This window comes from Streptomyces tubbatahanensis, assembly GCF_022699385.1.
Taxonomy (GTDB): Bacteria; Actinomycetota; Actinomycetes; order Streptomycetales; family Streptomycetaceae; genus Streptomyces; species Streptomyces diacarni.
In genome coordinates, this window is sequence record NZ_CP093846.1 from 164700 (window position 1) to 182667 (window position 17968).

At 69.7% G+C, this 17968-nt stretch carries 15 protein-coding genes and 1 pseudogene; 9 read left to right on the top strand and 7 right to left on the bottom strand.

Annotated elements, in window-relative coordinates; translation table 11 throughout:
- Positions 1-226: 226 nt before the first annotated feature.
- The 3 genes from MMF93_RS00625 to MMF93_RS00635 all read left to right on the top strand — a co-directional run bounded on the left by MMF93_RS00625 (position 227) and on the right by MMF93_RS00635 (position 4584).
- Positions 227-1702, top strand: coding sequence for a bifunctional glycosyltransferase family 2/GtrA family protein (locus MMF93_RS00625; protein WP_242748521.1), 1476 nt, complete (start codon positions 227-229; stop codon positions 1700-1702).
- Positions 1699-3987 carry an ArnT family glycosyltransferase gene (locus tag MMF93_RS00630; RefSeq protein WP_423835329.1) on the top strand — a complete coding sequence of 763 codons (2289 nt, stop codon included), beginning with the start codon at positions 1699-1701 and terminating at the stop codon, positions 3985-3987. Before MMF93_RS00625 ends, MMF93_RS00630 begins: the two co-directional genes overlap by 4 nt.
- 240 nt (positions 3988-4227) lie before the next feature.
- Positions 4228-4584 (top strand): hypothetical protein, encoded by a 357-nt coding sequence (locus tag MMF93_RS00635; protein WP_242748522.1) that lies wholly within the window; start codon positions 4228-4230, stop codon positions 4582-4584.
- A gap of 1595 nt (positions 4585-6179) precedes the next feature.
- Here MMF93_RS00635 and MMF93_RS00645 read toward each other — a convergent pair.
- Both MMF93_RS00645 and MMF93_RS00650 read right to left on the bottom strand, forming a co-directional pair.
- The gene (locus MMF93_RS00645; RefSeq protein WP_242748523.1) at positions 6180-7007 is read right to left on the bottom strand and encodes an alpha/beta fold hydrolase; all 828 of its coding nucleotides are present in this window, start codon (positions 7005-7007) and stop codon (positions 6180-6182) included.
- Positions 7008-7257: 250 nt separating this feature from the next.
- Positions 7258-7923: a DUF4097 family beta strand repeat-containing protein gene (locus tag MMF93_RS00650; protein WP_242748524.1), complete on the bottom strand. Its 666-nt coding sequence runs from the start codon at positions 7921-7923 to the stop codon at positions 7258-7260.
- Between the two features lie 252 nt (positions 7924-8175).
- Here MMF93_RS00650 and MMF93_RS33305 point away from each other — a divergent pair, with 252 nt between their 5' ends.
- From MMF93_RS33305 to MMF93_RS00680, 4 genes are all read left to right on the top strand, one after another.
- Positions 8176-8943, top strand: coding sequence for a helix-turn-helix domain-containing protein (locus MMF93_RS33305; RefSeq protein WP_274709529.1), 768 nt, complete (start codon positions 8176-8178; stop codon positions 8941-8943).
- A gap of 153 nt (positions 8944-9096) precedes the next feature.
- Positions 9097-9645 (top strand): GNAT family N-acetyltransferase, encoded by a 549-nt coding sequence (locus MMF93_RS00670; RefSeq protein WP_242748525.1) that lies wholly within the window; start codon positions 9097-9099, stop codon positions 9643-9645.
- Between the two features lie 243 nt (positions 9646-9888).
- Positions 9889-10383 carry a GNAT family N-acetyltransferase gene (locus tag MMF93_RS00675; protein ID WP_242748526.1) on the top strand — a complete coding sequence of 165 codons (495 nt, stop codon included), beginning with the start codon at positions 9889-9891 and terminating at the stop codon, positions 10381-10383.
- A 404-nt stretch (positions 10384-10787) separates the two neighbouring features.
- Positions 10788-11657 carry an aldo/keto reductase gene (locus MMF93_RS00680; protein ID WP_242748527.1) on the top strand — a complete coding sequence of 290 codons (870 nt, stop codon included), beginning with the start codon at positions 10788-10790 and terminating at the stop codon, positions 11655-11657.
- Between the two features lie 154 nt (positions 11658-11811).
- Here the strand turns inward: MMF93_RS00680 and MMF93_RS00685 are convergent, their stop codons facing one another.
- Together MMF93_RS00685 and MMF93_RS00690 are read right to left on the bottom strand one after the other, a co-directional pair.
- A complete protein-coding gene (locus MMF93_RS00685; RefSeq protein WP_242748529.1) occupies positions 11812-12342 on the bottom strand; it encodes a VOC family protein in 531 nt (176 codons plus the stop codon).
- 190 nt (positions 12343-12532) lie between these two features.
- Positions 12533-13123, bottom strand: a complete 591-nt coding sequence (locus tag MMF93_RS00690; protein WP_242748531.1) for a TetR/AcrR family transcriptional regulator — start codon at positions 13121-13123, stop codon at positions 12533-12535.
- 177 nt (positions 13124-13300) lie between these two features.
- On the opposite strand from MMF93_RS00690, the gene MMF93_RS00695 reads away from it, so the two are divergent.
- Positions 13301-13756 (top strand): iron chaperone, encoded by a 456-nt coding sequence (locus MMF93_RS00695; RefSeq protein WP_242748533.1) that lies wholly within the window; start codon positions 13301-13303, stop codon positions 13754-13756.
- A gap of 366 nt (positions 13757-14122) precedes the next feature.
- Positions 14123-14407, top strand: a complete 285-nt coding sequence (locus MMF93_RS00700; RefSeq protein ID WP_242757890.1) for a hypothetical protein — start codon at positions 14123-14125, stop codon at positions 14405-14407.
- Positions 14408-14647: 240 nt separating this feature from the next.
- Here MMF93_RS00700 and MMF93_RS33615 read toward each other — a convergent pair.
- From MMF93_RS33615 to MMF93_RS00715, 3 genes and pseudogenes are all read right to left on the bottom strand, one after another.
- Positions 14648-14824: pseudogene (locus MMF93_RS33615) on the bottom strand (NADP-dependent oxidoreductase); the annotation flags it as partial.
- 162 nt (positions 14825-14986) lie between these two features.
- Positions 14987-16201 (bottom strand): GDSL-type esterase/lipase family protein, encoded by a 1215-nt coding sequence (locus MMF93_RS00710; protein WP_242748535.1) that lies wholly within the window; start codon positions 16199-16201, stop codon positions 14987-14989.
- 147 nt (positions 16202-16348) lie between these two features.
- Positions 16349-17872 (bottom strand): FAD-dependent oxidoreductase, encoded by a 1524-nt coding sequence (locus MMF93_RS00715; protein WP_242748537.1) that lies wholly within the window; start codon positions 17870-17872, stop codon positions 16349-16351.
- Positions 17873-17968 lie beyond the last annotated feature (96 nt).

Genomic DNA, 17968 nt, shown 5'->3' on the forward strand with positions numbered 1-17968 from the left:
GTGAGACTGCCCGGTCGCGCGAGGCTGCCCGGGCACATGAGACTGCCCGGGTACGTGAGGCTGCTCGGGTACGTGAGGCTGCCCGGACGCGTGCGGACTTGGTGTACTGAGAAATCGGGCTCCGGACCGGGTCACGTCGCTCAGGCAGGCAGCGCTCCTCGGATTCACAGCCGGGACACAGGTGGGCCACAGGCCAGGTACAGGGCGGTTCGCGAGCGTCGCAACCATGCCAACCAAGACCACCAGCGGCACCGGGGCGCTGCCCGGGGAAGGCGGCCGACATCGCAGCGTCCGCCCTCTGGACCTCCCGACGACTCTGCCGGCTCGCCGCCACCTGACCGTCGCGCACACGCACGCCGGCCGCACCACGCGAACCGTGCTGGACGTCGTCGTCCCGGTCTACAACGAGGAAGCCGACCTGGAGCCGTGCGTCCGCCGCCTGCACACCTTCCTGCGCGACACCTTCCCGTACGGGTTCCGCATCACGATCGCCGACAACGCGAGCACCGACCGGACACCGCTCGTCGCCGGCCGGCTCGCCGACGAGTATGCCGAGGTCGGCGTCGTGCGGCTGGAACAGAAGGGCCGCGGCCGCGCGCTGCGCCACGTGTGGGGTGCCTCCAGGGCGCCGGTGCGCGCGTACATGGATGTGGACCTGTCGACCGACCTCAACGCGCTGCTGCCGCTCGTCGCCCCACTGATCTCCGGACACTCGGACCTCGCTATCGGAACCCGCCTCGCGGGCAGCTCACGCGTGGTACGCGGCGTCAAACGGGAGGTCGTCTCCCGTTCCTACAACCTCATCCTCCGCAGGTCTCTGGCCGCCCGCTTCAGCGACGCGCAGTGCGGTTTCAAGGCGATCCGCGGAGATGTCGCCGATCTGCTGCTGCCACTCGTCGAGGACACCGGCTGGTTCTTCGACACCGAAGTGCTGGTGCTCGCCGAGCGGGCGGGACTGCGCATCCACGAGGTTCCCGTCGACTGGATCGACGACCCGGACAGCCGCGTCGACCTCGTCCGCACCGCCGTCGACGATCTGAAAGGGGTGTGGCGTGTCGGTCGCGCACTGGCCAACGGCGCGCTGCCGCTGGACCGGCTGCGCCGTCCGTTCGGCGACGACCCCAGGGACCGGGCCGTGAGCGGTGTGCCGGGCAGACTCCCGGGACAGCTCATCGGGTTCTGCGCCGTCGGCGCGTTCAGCACGCTGCTGAATCTCCTGCTGTTCGTGCTGCTGCGGCAGGTGGCCGGTGTCCAGGTCGCCAACGGGCTGGCGCTGCTGCTGTCCGCGGTCGCCAACACGGCAGCCAACCGGCGGCTGACCTTCGGTGTCCGGGGCCGTGCCCGCACCGTCCGGCACCATGCCCAGGGTCTGCTGGTGTTCGGCATCGGGCTGGTGCTCACCAGCGGTTCGCTGGCCGCGCTCGACTTCGCCGACCCGCAGGCCGGTCGCAGCACGGAGGCCGCAGTCCTGATCGTCGCCAACCTGGCGGCGACGGTGCTGCGCTTCGTGCTCTTCCGCTCCTGGGTCTTCTCCGACTGCGACGACCGGCCCGAGGACCGCAGGCCAGATGACGACCATCCCGACGAGGTACGACCCGACGAGGGTCGTCCCGACGACGAACGACCAGCCGACGGCCGGCCCGGGGACGGCCCAGCCGACGCGGCACTTCCCTACGACGCCGAACGGACCACCGCATCATGACCACCCTCGCCCACCCGGGCTCGGCCGGCGCGCAGCCCGGTGACTCATCCGGGCTGCGCGCCCGTATGCGCGCGCGGCAGGCAGCACGGCCGCGCTGGGAGCGTCCCGCGTTCTGGGCACTGCTCCTTTGCACCGCAGTGCTGTACCTGTGGAGTCTCGGTTCGTCCGGGTACGCGAACTCCTTCTACTCCGCGGCGGCACAGGCCGACAGCGCCAGCTGGAAGGCGTTCCTGTTCGGTGCGCTCGACGCGGGCAACGCCATCACCGTCGACAAGCCCCCGGCCGCGCTGTGGCCGATGGCTGCGTCGGTGCGGCTCTTCGGCCTCGGCTCGTGGCAGATCCTGGTGCCTGAGGCGCTCATGGGCATCGCTACGGTAGGCGTGCTGTTCGCCGCTGTACGGCGCCGAGTCGGTCCAGCCGCCGCGCTGCTCGCCGGGGCGTTGCTCGCGGTCACACCGGTAGCGGCCCTGATGTTCCGCTTCAACAATCCGGACGCGCTGCTGTGCTTGCTGATGGTCTGTGCGCTGTACTGCGTCGAGCGGGCGCTCGAGGACGTGCGGACCAAGTGGCTCGTGCTCGCGGGCGCCTGTTTCGGGTTCGCGTTCCTCGTCAAGACGCTGCAAGCGTGGTTGATCCTGCCGATCGCCGCACTGGTGTACCTGACGTGTGCGCCGACACCGGTACGCCGGCGGATCAGCCAGCTGCTGCTCGGCGGCCTCACGATGGTGGTGACGGCCGGCTGGTGGGTGGCGCTCGTCGAGCTGTGGCCCGCCTCTTCCCGCCCGTACGTCGGTGGTTCGCAGACGAACAGCTTCCTGGAACTGACCTTCGGCTACAACGGGTTCGGACGTCTCACGGGCAACGAGGCCGGCAGCGTCGGAGGCGGCGCTCCGGGCGGCCAGGGCGGTGGACCGGGCGGCGGGCCCGGAGGGGGCCCGGGTGGCGGAGGCGGCCCGGGCGGCGGTGGCGGAGGCTGGGGCGAGACCGGCCTCGGCAGGCTGTTCAGCAGCGACATGGGAGGCCAGATCGCATGGCTGCTGCCGGCCGCGCTACTGCTGCTGATCGGCGGTCTGATCCTCACCCGCAAGGCCGCTCGTACGGACGGACTGCGCTCGTCGTTCCTGCTGTGGGGCGGATCGCTGGCGATCACATTCGTGATCTTCAGCTTCATGTCCGGCATCTTCCATCAGTACTACAACATCGCGCTGGCGCCCTACATCGCCGCGACCGTCGCCCTCGGCGGTGTGCTGTTGTGGCGGGAACGGGCCACGATGTGGTGCGCGGGGGTGCTCGCGGGGGCGGTGGCCGCGACGGCCGTGTGGGCGTACGTGCTCCTCGGTCGGACCCCTGACTGGTTCCCCTGGCTGCGCTGGGCGGTTCTGGTCGTGGGCGTTCTCGCCGCGCTCGGCCTGCTCGCCCAGCGGGTGCTGCCGCGTCGGCTCGGAGCGGCTGTGGCGGCCGCCGGTCTGCTGGCCGCGGTGGCCGGGCCGGTGGCGTACACACTCAACACCGTGGGCACGCCGAAGGCCGGCTCCATCGTCACCGCGGGCCCGTCCGTCCGCGGCGGGATGGGAGGTCCGGGCGGCGGCGGTCCGGGCGGCGCACCGCCCGGGATGCCGGACGGCCAGAACAGCAACCGGGACCACAACCAGCAGGGCGGCCCCGGCAGCGCCCAAGGGATGCCCGGAGGCGGCGATGGCGGCGGTACGGGCGGTGGGCAGGGTACGCCGGGAGGTCCGCAAGGCCAGGGCAACGGCGGCTTCCCACCTGCCGGCGGCAAGGCGCAGGGCGGTCGGAACGCGCAGGGCCAGAAGAGTCAGCAGGGCCAACGGGGCCAGCAGGCTCAAGAGGGCCGGAAGAACGGGACGAGCAACGGCCGTGGCGGGCCCGGCGCAAGGGGTGGCGGCGGCATGGGCGGGCTGCTCAACGGCAGCGACGTGTCGTCCAAGGCCGGGGCCATGCTGCGGAAGAACGCCTCTGACTACGTCTGGGTTGCGGCAGCGGTCGGCTCGCAGAACGCCGCGAGCTACCAACTCGCCACCGAGTCTCCCGTCATGGCCATCGGCGGCTTCAACGGCAGCGACCCGTCACCCACGCCGACGCAGTTCAAGCGGTACGTGAAGGAAGGAAAGATCCACTACTTCCTGTCCGGCGGCATGGGCCCCGGCGGCAGCCAGGGCACCGCCTCCGCGATCAGTTCGTGGGTGGCGAAGAATTTCACCGAGGTCACGGTGGACGGTGCCACGTTCTACGACCTGACGAAACCCAGGTCGTCCGAGAACTGAGGCCCCGCAACGCCCACGCGGGGCCCCAGGAGCAGGCGGGGCGACCTGGAGTCCGGTCGCCCCGCCTGCTGAGGCACCCGCGCACGCCGTTCCCGCCACCGTCCGAAGGCCGGGAGAGGCTGTCTCGATCGGCCGGCAGCCTCAGCCGACGAGCCCGGGTTGAAACGGATCCTCAGCGGGCTGCACCCAGCGAAGGGCAGGTTCTTGCCATGCGCTCAACGCACGGCACATGCTGTGAACGTGGATGAGCGCTTGGACGTCCTGGCACGCTCCGTCGTATGGCGACGCACCGGTTCCCCCGTGTTCGTCTACGCCGCGCGGGTCGACCGCACCTGGTGGGTGTTGCGGCTCAACGACTTCCCCGACCATCCGCTGTTCACGCTGTTCATCGGCGGCGTACCCGTCGGCGACCTGGACGATCCGGCGGGCCGGGCCCGCGGCTGGGACCTCGATACCGGCACCCGGGCCCCGCTGGGCGACGAGGAACAAGAGGAGGTTCTCACGCTCATGCGAGGGCTCGCGCCCTACGGCAGCGAGGTCGGTCAGCCCTGTGATGCCGTCTGGTGCAGCTGTGACCAGCTCGCGAACGGCGAGTAGGAACACCTGCGAGGACCGTCGACCGGTGGCAGACGGACTGAGGCGGACGAGGGATGGCCCGATGACCGACGCGGCACCACACACCACGCCCCTCCGCCCCCTCCCCCCCCGTAACCCGCGCATACGCGCCACCCGTGGGCAGGGCGGTGTACGAGATGGCCGGAGAATCGACTCGGCGGGCCCAGGAGAAAGGCGGCGACAGACCGTGGGCGCAGATCCTGTGACAGAGGGTGGTGCGGCGTGGTTGCGGCAGGAGCTCTGGGACATCGCCTCGACCCTGTACCCGGACCGACGGCCGGTGGTGGTCCGTACGTGGTGCGACTCGGTGCGGCTTCAGGAGCCCCGGCCCGTCGGCCGACGTCATGTGCTCCTGGTCGCCGTCGGTGGGGACGCACGCCCGGCGTCCCCCGACCTGGACGACGTCTCGCACGCCTTCGCGAAGGCCGGATGGGCGGCAGGATCATGGTGGGCGGCAAGTTCAGGAGGGACGGCAGGCCCAGGGGGCGGGGACCTCGCGCGGGGACGCCTGTCGACGGCGCGGCGCGCGGGTTGCGAAGTCCGGATCCACGAGGGTGCCGGACCGGGCATCCTGACGTTCACAGGGTGGACGCCGGTCGAATTCACCGGTCGCGCACTGCACCAGCCGCTCTTCACCACCAGCACGCTCGACGGGGTGCTGTGCGACGACTGCCACGGTTGGGGCATATGCATGGACTGTGAGGGCACCGGTCGCAGTGACAGCGGCACGAGTTGGGGGCGGTGCTGGTGCGCCGCGGGCAACTCGGGTCCGGGCCGGTGTGTCGAGTGCGGGGGGACGGGCGCCACCCCCTCCCCTGCCGACGGCGCCGAAGATGTGACGGGGCCTCCGGTCGAGGAGGGTCATGTCTCCGGCATCGAGGCACTCACCGATGTCGCTCACCGACCCTGTGCGTGCGGGGGGTTGCGCTGCTTGTGGAACAACGCGCTCAGCGAGGACGGCGACCGGCTCGTCGTCCGCTTCGGCGGCGTCTGCCAGGGGTGCGGGGCGCAGCGGGGCTACGTGTTCGCACTGCCGCATCGGACGCTTCCTGCTTCTCCTCCGCCTCCCCCACCACCGCCGTGCCCACGGTGTGACGGAACGCCGGTTCCGGTGGTCGGTGGGCTGCACCTCCCCGGGACGGCGACGCTGCGTGCCCAGGAGCTGGGATTGGTGGCAGCTGCGCGCGAAGGCTGCGAAGTACGGCGGGACGATCCGCACTGGCAGTGCGTCTCCTGCCGACACCGGTGGCGAGATGCCGATGAGCTCCGGTCGACCAAGGTCCTGCGGCACGTCCTCGACGACTCCCATGCGAGCGGGCCGGTGCGCGACCGCGGCCGGGCCCACACCCGCGACACCTGACGCAACAGGCCCCGCACACGGGGCCTCGCACACCCGCTCCGCGCACCGTCGCTCTCACGAGCTCGGAAGAGGAAGCTGTCAGGTACGCGGGCTTCGCGGTCCTGAACGGTGTGACCCTGCTCAGCGCCAGGTACGGAATGTTCGCCCGTGCCGCGCACGCCTTCGCTCTGCTGCGAAACGAGTGGTCGTCGGTGGTCGCCGCTGTCCGGACTGGCCCTCAGCGCACCGGGCCCTCCGCAGCGCCTCCGGGAGCGAGAGTGCCGACCTCGCGTACGGCGCCGGTGATCGCCTGGTAGTCCTTCTTCAGCAGCGCACCGTGGTTGCTGTCCACCTTCGCGTGGACGCGGATGTGTGCGTTGGCGACGGTCACCGCGTCCAGGCCGGCACGTATCCGCTCCTGCTCGTCGCCTCGGCTCCCGAAGGACGTGCCGGAAGCGACCACATACCGCACCGGGACGGAGATGCCGTTGAGCACGGGCCCCAGCTCCTGCTCGCGGGAGAGTCTGCCGAGCTCGATGTTGCTGTCCGCCTGTTCCTCGGCGGACATCCGCGGGGTCAGGCCCGTCGGGCGCAGCAGCGGCATGAACCAGCTCGTCCGCCGGAACAGCTTCCGAATCCTCTGCTCCATGGCCTCGTCGAGCCAGTCGTACGGGAACGCGCCGTCGACCAGGACCGTGCCCAGGGCGCGAGCCGGATGACGGTGGGCCCAGTGCGCTGCGACAACCGCTCCGTAGGACCAGCCCACCAGCAACGCCCGGTCCACGCCCCGCGCCGCCAGCACGGCGTCGACATCGCGGACGGCTGCCTCGAAGGAGTAGTCGGCCGAGCACCTCGACTTCTTGCCGCGGGCCCGCTCGTCGAAGGTGATGTGCCGCCACGTCGGTCCCAGGTCGGTGATGACCCGCCGCCAGTACCCCTGGGTGGCGAACTGGCCGTTGAGGTACAGCACGGGGATCCCGTCGCCGCCGCTGTCGGTGACGGCCAGGGCCGTGTCGTCGACCGGCACCATGCCGGTCCACTGTGCGGCGGTGCTGTTGCTCTTCATGGGTCTGTCTCCTCGGTCGCGTAATGCTTCTTGTTGTCGCGTGCAGCATCTTGTTCGGCGTGCTCGGGCTCAGCCCATGGAGTGGGGGCAGAGCTTCGAGGGGACGGGCCATCGGCTCGCCGACGAAGGTCGGCCTCGCCCCTCGGTCATCGACCACCGGCCCACGGCCCACGGCCCACGGCCCACGGCGAGAAGCGCGGTCGCCCACGTCCGGTCGGCCAGTCCCCTTCCGCTCTTTCCAGGCTGCGGGTCAAAGGCTGCGGGTGCTGATGTCCCCGTGGGCGGTGGTGGCGCGGACGTCGAGCGCCGTGGTGCCGTCGTTCTTGAGCGCGTTGCTGATACGGCCATGCCCGGTGTCGGCGACCAGGGCAGCCGAGACACCAGCGGCGGCCGTGAGCGAGATGTTGCCGGACCGGGTGCGCAGGACGACGGTGCCGCCCGTAGCTTCGCCGATCGTGATGTCGCCTCGCGCGGTGCTGATCTCCGCGGGGCCGCCCAGCCGACCGATCTCGACGTCGCCGTCGACCGCGGTGAGGTGGACACTCGAGGCTTCGTCGATCTTGATGCGGCGGTACGCGCCCTCGCAAACGACCTCGCCCAGGCGGCCGACGCCGCGCACCTCGCAGCTGGCAGCCTTCGCCTCGACGCGGGAACCGACCGGAAGTTGCACGGTGACCTCCAGGGAACCGGAGGTCCCGGTAAGCCGGCTGCGGGTCTCAGTGGCCTCGACGTGCAGGACGCCGTCGGTGTAGGCGACGGTGGCCTGCTCGGCGGTCTGGACGTCGCGGCTCTTGGCCGGGTCGGCGGGTCGAATCTCCACGGTGGTGTCGGCGCGCTCGGCCGCGATGAACTGGACCCTTCCGGCGGGGATGTCCATGACGACGGAGACGGGGGCGGGCGTGTCGAACGTGTGCATCATGCTCTCCAGTACTCGGCAGTGGTTTCCGATGCACGAAACGCTACGGTGCTTTCCAGGAGTCGACAACTGTCTCGTTGCACTGGTCAGTCATTTCAGCTGGTAGAAGGCACCATATCGTTGCAACCACGTGAGAGTACAACGCAACGCCCCCTTCCCAGTTGTTGCAATGAGGTGAAAGTGAAGGCTACGGTGAGGTCCCGATGGTCCGGAGTAGGACTCGCCATGACGGAGCAACCCAGGGAGACCGCGATGCCGGGAGGCAGACTCACGCAGCAGGAACGCCGGCAGATCGCGCTCGGGCTGGCCGACGATCTGCCCTACGCACAGATCGCCCGCGGACTCGGCCGTCCGACGTCGACGATCACGCGTGAGGTGATGCGTAACGGAGGTCCCGCCGCCTATCGCGCAGACTTGGCCCACCGCGCCACGGAACGCCGCGCCCACCGGCGCAGTTCCACCGCCTCGCGACGGGCCGACTCATCCCCTCAGCCACATGGTCGCGACGCCGAGGCCGTGGCCGAGTACGCGGAGACACTCACCACCGTCCTCATGGCCTCGGGCCTGGCCAAAATGCCGGCCCGGGTGCTGACCTGCCTGTTCACCACGGACACGGGCAGCCTCACCGCCTCCGGACTCGCCCAGCGCCTCCAGGTCAGCCCTGCGTCCATCTCCAAGGCGATCACATTCCTGGAAAGCCAGAGCCTCGTCCGCCGAGAACGCGACGAACGCCGCCGCGCCCGTTACGTGGTCGACAACGAACTCTTCTACCAGGCGACGATCGCCAGCGCCCGTTCCAACGACAGGCTCGTCGAGGTCGCGCGCCAAGGCGTCACCATCCTGGGATCCCAGACCCCCGCCGCCGCCCGGCTGGAAAACATCGCCCGCTTCCTCGACTTCATCAGCGAATCCCTCACACGCGCCGCCGAGCAGGCCCGAGAGGTCCTGCACACCACGTCCGGAACAGCCCCGAACGACGCCGCGCCACCACGACCGAGTCCGCCCGAGCAGGCGGGGTGACGGTCTCGTAGCACGACAGGCCTCCACTGAGGAGCTTCGTACCCCGGTGGGCGCGGAGGCTGCCGCACTCTGCCGCGGGCCCGGTAGCTTCGCTGATGCGGTAGCTCGGCTGAGCCGGTAGCTCGACGCGACTGCGTCTGGCAAGATCAGTCGGTGGCTCGTCATGCGGTGACCCTGAGCAGGATCGAGCTCGCAGACTGGCGAGCCGTCCACTCCTGGGCTTCCCTCGCCCAAGTCTGCCGCTTCCAGGTGTGGGGGCCGAACACCGAAGAGCAGACCCGCGCGTTCGTGGAGACGGCGGTCCAGGCATGGGCGCGGTCACCTCAGCGACGGTTCCCTTATGCAGCGCGATGCGAAGGCGACGTGATCGGCATGGGTGAGCTCCACATCCGGAACCGAAAGCACCGACAAGGCGAGATCACCTATGTCGTGCATCCCCGCGTCTGGGGGCAGGGCGTCGGAACGGCGATCGGAAAGGCGCTCCTTGCCCGAGGCTTCGAGGATCTCCAGCTCCACCGCATCTGTGCCACCTGTGACCCGCGGAACGTCGGATCGGCACGGGTGCTCGGCAAACTCCACATGGCGTGGGAAGGACGTCATCGTCATACCGGACTGATCCGGGACGGTTGGCGGGACTCCGAGGTCTACAGCATCCTCGAAGAGGACTGGCAGGAGAGAACCGACCGGGATGCCGGCGAGTAGCCAGCACTGTGACTGGTATTGGTCCGCCGGTGTGCTGCTGGAGGCAACCGCACGTGCGGTGACGTCGGACGGCTCAGCCGCCGGCTCGCTCCCCCAGCACGCAGAACTCGTTCCCCTCAGGGGCGGCGAGCACCACCCAAGGCTCATCCCTCCGCTGCCCGACGTCCGTCTTGGGCACGGTTGGTGTCTGCCCCGCAGGAAACTCGGGTGGCCTCGGCGCAGGATCTGGGTAGGGTCGGGCAGATGCCCGAGCTGAAGCGGCTGCGCGCCGACCACGCCTCGGCGGTCCTGGCCTTCGAGGTAGCGAACCGCACCTACTTCGCCGCCGCGATCTCCGACCGCGGCGACGCGTTCTTCGAGCAGTTCCCCGACCGGTACAGCGCCGCACTGGCCGAGCAGAAGGCCGGCCTCTGCGCCTTCTACGCACTCGTCGCCGAGGACGGCTCGGTGCTCGGCAGGTTCAACCTGTACGACGTGGAGGACGGCACTGCCAGGCTCGGCTACCGGGTCGCGGAGCGGGTCGCCGGCCGCGGTGTCGCGACCGCGACCGTCCGGGAGCTGTGCCGGGTGGCGACAGCGATGCACGGCCTACGCACACTACGGGCGGCCACCTCCCACGACAACGCCGCATCACAGAGAGTCCTGGCCAAGGCCGGGTTCCTTCCGGTTGGCCCTGCCGCCCCGGCCGACCTCGGCGGCAGATCCGGAACGTGGTACCAGCTCGACCTCCGGCCATAGACCGTGTTCCCGCTCGTTCGCGGGTCACTTTGTCCAGGACAGCGCTGAGAGGATAGGTCAGTTGTCCCAACAGGTAACTGGCAACAGCGACTCCGACCCCCTGGAGCACCGACGGCGCGGAAGTCAGGCTCGTGAGGTCGAGAAAGCCCACGCGTGTGACCACGTAAACCAGCAACGAGAGATGCAGTGCCCCCGGTATCCCATAGGTGAACAGATCGAAGATGCTTACAGCCAAGGTCATCATGCTCTCCCGACTCGTCGCCGTCGCCCGACTCCAGGGGGTACCTCCCCGCTCAGCGGCCCTGTTCTGACCACGCCCACCGCTCGCCCTCGTTGGTGGGCCGGTCTCAGGGCCATCTACGGTGCTAGCGTGGCCTCTTGACCGAGGGGGATGAATACAGTAAATGGCATCGACCACATTTCGCATCGGCGGAGATCTGCCTGTACGGCGACTCGGCTTCGGAGCCATGCACCTGCCGACCGAGACCGCCCACGACCGCCAGGCGTCACTCGCGGTGGCCCGGCGGGCGGTCGAGCTGGGCGTCACGCTGATCGACACCGCCTACCTGTACGGCGGAGGCGCCAACGAACAACTCCTCGCCGAGGCCCTGTACCCGTATCCCGACGAGCTCGTCATCACCACCAAGGTCGGCGTCGCACGCTCGGCCTCCTCTGGCGAGTGGGAACTGAACGGGCGCCCTGACGTCCTGCGCGCCCAGGTCGAACAGGCCCTGCGGCGGCTCCGCGTCGAGCGCATCGAACTCCTCCAACTGCACCGTATCGACCCCGAGACGCCCCTCGCCGATCAGCTCGGCACCCTGCGGGACCTCCAGACCGAAGGCAAACTCGTCCGGGTCGGGCTGTCGGAGATCACCGTCGCCGAGTTGGAGCAAGCACGCGAGCTCGTCAACGTCGCAAGTGTGCAGAACCGCTACAACCTGCTCGACCGCGAGCACGAGCCCGTGCTCGCCGCGTGCGAGGCGGCAGGTATCGCGTTCCTGCCGTGGCGGCCCGTCGCGGCAGGAACGTCTGGCGCGCAGGCCGAGATCGCTTCCGTGGCGGCCGAGAGCGACGCCACGCCCACCCAGGTGGCGCTCGCCTGGCTCCTCGGCCACTCGCCGGTCGTTCTCCCGATTCCGGGAACCTCCCGAACCGACCACCTCGAGGAAAATCTCGCCTCAGCCGACCTGCACCTCACTCCGGCCCAACGTGAGCGCCTCGACCGGCTGCCCGAACAGGTGCGAAGCCGTTCCGCTTCCTCGTCGGCGTCATGACCGGCCTTCGAGCCGGGCAGGGAGGCGTCAGAGCACTACCGCGACCGGGCGGTGCGGGCGGCGCATCGGCTGCCCGCACCGCCCGGCGTCGGGCTCGGCCCGACAAGGCGAGCCCGGCCTGGCCAGGCCAGGCCGGGCACCGTAGCGCCGAACCTCAGCGCCAGTGGTTGTTGCTGGTGTGGTCGCCACCGAGCCAACGGGCGAGGTCGGCGTGCGCCGTCGTACGTCGTTCGGCTTCGATCTTTTCCACGTCGGGGTGGTCGACGGTGAACTCCAGCATCAGCCCGTTGGGGTCGGTGATGTACAGCGAGACACAGAACCCGTGGTCGATGACGTAGGCGTCCGCCTCCGAGTAGCCGGCCGCGGCGATGCGCTTCCGCATGGCCTCCTGAGTGTCGTGCTCGACTTTGAAAGCGATGTGCCGCCAGGGGGTGAAGTGGACGTCGGTCTTGAACTCCTCCTGGTCCTCGGGGTTGGCGAACTGGAAGAAGGCGAGGGCCCCGCCGTCGGCCAGACCGTAGAAGGTGTGGCTGTAGACCCGCTCGGCGCCGAACAACACCTCGCGCTCGGTCCAGGTCGCCACCAGGGGCAGGCCGATCACGTCCTCGTAGAAGCGTCGGTTGACTTCCTGGTCGTCGGTGATCCAGGCGTGGTGGTGCAGGCGGAGCGGGAGAGTCTGGCTCATGTCGATCAACTCCGTTGCTGTTTCCGAGTGTTGGCTCGACAGTCGGGCGGCTGTCGCTTCCACACTCAGAGTGCATCCCGTCCAGTTGAACGTTCAACCACTTTTCGGCCATCCTCCCCCCGCCTTGCGAGCCGGTCGAGTACAGCTCAGTGGAGGCGCAGTAGCCACACGTGCCGGCAACCCGCACTGTTCAGTCGCCGGCCCCGTACGCGGCCATGAACATCTCCAGTAGCCCGTCCACCGCGGCCTCGTCGATGGGACGGTTGGTGAGCAGGGCACGGTAGTACAAGGTGCCGCACAGCACCTCCGCGGCGAACTCCAAATTCACCCCGTCGACGAGCTCACCAGTACGCTGCGCGAGAGTGATCCTCTCGAGCGTTCTCTGTTCGACAGTGACCAGAAAGCGCTCGTGCAAAGTCGCGCGCAGCGCGGCATCGGACTGCGCCTCAGCGATGACCGCGCGGTATACGGGGCCGATCGGCGGGCTGGACAGAGCCGGGGCTGAGCGCAGGAACTGCTCCCGCAGGTCCGCACGCACGTCACCGGTGTCGCGGTAGTCCAGGTCACTGGTCCACGCGCGGCTGAGCGCGTCGAGCAGCAGCTCCGCCATGGACGACCAGCGGCGGTAGATCGTGTGCTTGCCGACCCCGGCCCGTCTGGCCACCGCTTCGATACTCAGACCCGCGTAACCCACCTCGACAGCGAGATCGAGGGTCACCTGCAGCAGTTCCTCGGTGCGCGCCGCACCTCGGCGTCGCGGTGTGGCGGGGGTATCGGTCACACACCCACCCTATCGGCACAGGCCGTGCCGTTGACAACCGCCCAGCGGGGCGCGCACCATACCGACACGATCGGCACGGCCCGTGCCGTTACCTCCGACGTCTGCCGGGCGCCGGGGCTCCCTCCCCGCCTGCCCGCACTCCGTCCGCACCACAATCCGTTGAAGGGAAGGTCTGCCATGACCAGAACCGCACGCACCAGTGAGCACGAGCAGTTCACCGCCGAGGAGCGGGCCGCGATGAAGGACCACGCCCGCGAGTTGAAGCAGGCGGCTCGCCGCACCTCCCGCGCGGACAAAGCGGCCGAAGCGCTGCGGGACGTGCTCGCGAAGATCTCCGAGATGCAGGACTCGGACCGGGTGATGGCCGAACGCGTCCACGCCGTCGTCACCTCCACCGCCCCGTCCCTCGCGCCCAAGCTCTGGTACGGAATGCCCGCCTACGCGCTCGACGGCAAGATCATCTGCTTCTTCCAGAGCGCCGCGAAGTTCAAGGCGCGCTACGCCACACTCGGATTCAGCGACCAGGCGCAGCTGGACGAGGGCACCATGTGGCCGGCCGGGTACGCCCTCACCGAAGTAACGCCCGAGACGGAAGCCAGGATCGGCGCACTCGTGAAGCAGGCAGTGAGCTGAACCCCACCGTCCGGACAGCCGGCCGACCACCCCCCCTCCCTCGCGAGCACGGAGGGTTTCCGGGCCACGAGAACGCGGGGCGGGGATTGCGAGGCCAGTCCCGGTAATGCGCCATATCCAGGTGAGGGGCCGTCAGGACGCGAGACGGCAAGTCGCCGGTAATGCACGTGAGTTCTCTTCGCCGCACCGAATTTGCCATGTACTCTTCAGCCGTCTCACGCGCCGCGAGACGCGGCGTGTCAGGACTCAACGGGAGGTCACATCTTGAAGGTCAGGAAGATTCTGGGTGTCGTGACCGCAGCAGCGGCGATGACGGTCATGACGTCCGGGCCGGCGTCCGCCGACGAGGCGGTTACCGACAGAAACGTGGAAATGGTGATTTTCGGCAGCGGCTACCACGTCGACTCGGTCACGATCCACGGGGTCCCTGAGCCCCAGGGACCCGCCGAGTACCAGTTCACCTACTACGCGTCCACCTCGCCGACCAAGACGCACACCATGATCTGCGGCGGCAGCAGCACGGGAAACAGCTGCGCTCACAAGTTCACCATCAACGCCACTTATGGGGGCGGAGCAGGAATAAGGAGCTGCGGGTCGATCAAGCGTGTCGACAACCAGCAGATCCTCGGAGTCGCCTGCAAGGACTGGTGACGGGCCGGACTCGTCGACGGGCAAGACGGAACGACTTCGACCTGACGGCTGCGTCCTTCGGTCGTGCGGCTCTGTGACGGAAGAAGCTCCTGGCAGTGGTGACACGACCAAGAACGTCGTGCGCTGCCAGGAGCTTCGCGCGCGTGCCCACACCAACTGGCCCTGTTCGGGAGCGGTGATGTCGGCGACGGAGGCGACCCGCGCGGGATCCTTCACAACCTGTCCCGAGAGAGCCACCGTGTCCCCGCCGTAGAAGTCGAGCGTCGCGTCGACGCCCTCTGGCACGAGCTTGCGCACCCGATCGGCCATTCCTTCCCCGTGGGTGACCGGTGTGACGCCGAGTTCACACAGGTAGTCGTGGTTGCGCTCGCCGGCGGTGCCGATGACGTGTGCGCCCCGGAGGGCGGCGACCTGCACGGCGAGCGAGCCGACCCCGCCTGCGGCCCCGTGGATCAGGACGGTGTCGCCCTCACCGATGTCGATGCGTTTGATGGCCTGGTAAGCCGTCAGCCCGTTTGGGGGCAGACACGCTGAGTGCAGCCAGTCCCAGGACTCCGGCTTGCGTGCCAGCGTGGCTGCTCAGTCGAAGAGGGAGAGGTCGATGGATTCCGCGAGCGCGGCATAGCCCGCGTCGTTGCCGTGGAGGTTGTCGCCCATGTGCAGGTCGTCGCGGATGCGGGTGGGGTCGGCGGGGTCGCGCCAGACGGCGTCGAAGTCGAGTACTCCGTCGAAGGCGTTGCTTGTGCGGAGCCACTCGTTGATGTGCTGGCGCGCCTTGTCGCCCTCGGGGGTGTACATGTCGGAGCCGCCGTAGGGGGCGATCGTCGCGGCGTGGACCTTCGCACCGTGCGCACGGGCGCGCGCTGCCGCCTGAAGGTGAGCGGCGATGACATCGTCCACGCCGACGGGCTCGCCGGGGAACATCGCGAGGAACCCGGCGGTCTCCTCGTTGTGCGGAGCGAAGGAGAAGACGAGGTCGTTGCCCACGGCGATCACCACGTGCCCGAGGCCGGGGGTGGCGAGGATGTCGCGGTCGAAGCGCGCGAGGGCGGCGGGGCCGATGCCGTCGGTGAGCAGGCGGTTGCCGCCGATGCCCTGGTTGACCACGCACCGCGTTCGGCCGCCGCGCGTGTGCAGGCGCTCGGCCAGCAGGTCGGTCCAGCGCCGGTCTGTGCCGGGGGTCGAGCCGATCCCGTCGACGCGGGAGTCGCCGAGCACGGCGATGGCCCGGGCCGGGGTGTCGGGTTGTACTTCGACGGCCGTGATCACGGCCTGCGCCGGCAAGGGGGTGGCGTCGGTGGGCGGCGAGGCGAGGTCGGTGGCGTCACCGGGGATGAGCCAACCGAGGGCGTGGAAGGTGCCGTGACAGGTGGCGGTGTCGACGCGACCGGGCAGGTAGAGGCTGAGGGCCAGCCGCGCCAGCGCGTCGACCGGCAGGTCGACGGGGTCGCTGAGGACGGGAGCACCCGCCGGTACGGTGACGCTCGACTGGCCGCCGAACGTGATCGCGCGGATGCTGTCGTCCTGGACCGCGCCGTCGGAGTCCGCGCGGGCGACGCGGGCGGCGCCGATGGCCAGCGGTGCGGTTCCGTACTCGTTGCTGAGGCGGATACGCATGCGCTGTCCGCCGCCGCTGATGCGGACGAGCTGCCGCAGCGTCGCGTTCTCGAAGGCGTCGAGGGCGCTGACGGAGTTGTCCGGAGCCTGCGGGGAGGCGCCCCAGCTGCGCACCCATGCGTCTGCGCCGGGGGCAAGGCCTTCGCAGCCGTCGGGGGGGTGGATGGCGTCGTCCATGGTCGTTCTCCTCCGGTTGTCGAGTTCGTGACGGTGGCCGAAGCCCGTTCGGGTCCAGTGCGGGCCGCTGTGCGGGTGGATGCGGATGCGCTGCCCCGGTGTCGGGCGGCGCCGTACCGCGCGGCGCGAGCAGACCGGTTGCTCGCTCTAGCTGCTCGGGGCGCCGAACCACTGGTTGGCGACCTGTTCGAACGCAGCGGGCTCGGGGGTGTGGAGACCGGCCCAGGCCACGACGCCGTCAGGACGGAGGAGCAGGGCAGTGAGGCCGAGGCTGTTGCGCACAGGCCCGTACGCGTAGTGGATTCGCCCTTTCCATTTCTGAGCCGCGCCGTGCAGCGCGCGGTCGTCGGTGAAGTCGAGCGCGACGCCCTGGCCCGCGCGCAGCAGGTCGCCGAGGCGGGTGCCGTCCTCGAAGTGGAAGTCGGGGGCGCTGCGGCCGACGAGCGGGTGGCCGCCGCCCAGGTCGTAGCGATGGAACAGGCCCGACGTCCTGCGGTAGACGTGTGTGGTTCCCTCCGCGGTGCGCATCAGGTCGCCGACCAGCTTGCGCAGCGCGGGGGCGTTGGGCCCCGGGTTCATGGCCGCGACCTGGGCCCGCGACCAGTCGAGGACGGCGGCGCCGACGGGATGGCGCTCGCTGGTGTACGTGTCGAGCAGCCCGTCCGGTGCGGTGTGGCGCACGGTGGCGGCGAGCTTCCAGCCGAGGTTCATGGCGTCGCCGATACCGAGGTTGAGCCCCTGGCCGCCCAGGGGCGAGTGGATGTGCGCGGCGTCGCCGGCGAGCAGTACGCGGCCCTTGCGATAGGTCGTCGCCTGCATGGCGCGGTCGGTGAAGCTGGAAGCGAGGTGCACCTCGTCCAGCGTCACGTCGGTACCGGAGACGCGGCGCAGCACCCTCTGCAGGTGCCCGCGGGTCAGCGGCTGGGAGCGGTCGAAGGTGCCGCCGTCGAAGTCCATCATGCCCAGGTGTCCTTCGAGGGGCGTGCGCAGGTACATGCCGTTCTCGGTGAGGTTGAAGCCGAGGGGCAGCTGAGCGGGGTCGGCGAAGGTGACCTGGGCGACGTAGCCGGTGAACAGGGGCTCGGTGCCGGCGAAGTCGAAGCCCGCCAGGCGGCGTACCGCGCTGCGTCCGCCGTCGCACCCCACCAGCCAGCGCGAGCGGTACTGCCGCCCACCAGCGGTGGTGACGGTCCCGTCGTCGTCCTGGCTCACCGCCGTGACCGGAGCGTCCCGGACGACCTCCACACCGCGTGTTGCGGCCTGCTTGGCCAATACCGTGGTGACCGCTTCCAGGCTCGTCATGAACCCTTCCATGGCCGGGCTGGGCAATCGGCAGGGAAGGGCGGCGGTGTCGACATCCGCCTCGTCGAGCGTCATGCCCGCGAAATGGCTCACCTCGCGCGGGCCGGGCGCCTCGACGGCTTCGGGGGCAGCGCCGATCTTCCGCGGGTCGGCGCCGGAAGCCTCGATCACGGCCTCCAGCAGTCCCCGGCGCTGAAGCGTCTCGGCGGTTCCGGCGTTCAGACCCCGCAGGCCGAGCGGAAGTGCCCGCAACGGCGGGTGGGGGTCCTGGTCCCGCTCGAGTACGAGGACCGAACAGCCGGACAGCGCCAGTTCGTTGGCCACGAACAGACCGACCGGGCCGGCGCCCGCGACGACGACGTCGTGCATGGGGGTTACCTTCCTCAAAACCGCTACCAACAACTGCGTAGATGCGCCGGAGCGGTGACGCGGGTCGCTGCACGTCGGTGCAGACGGATCAGTGCA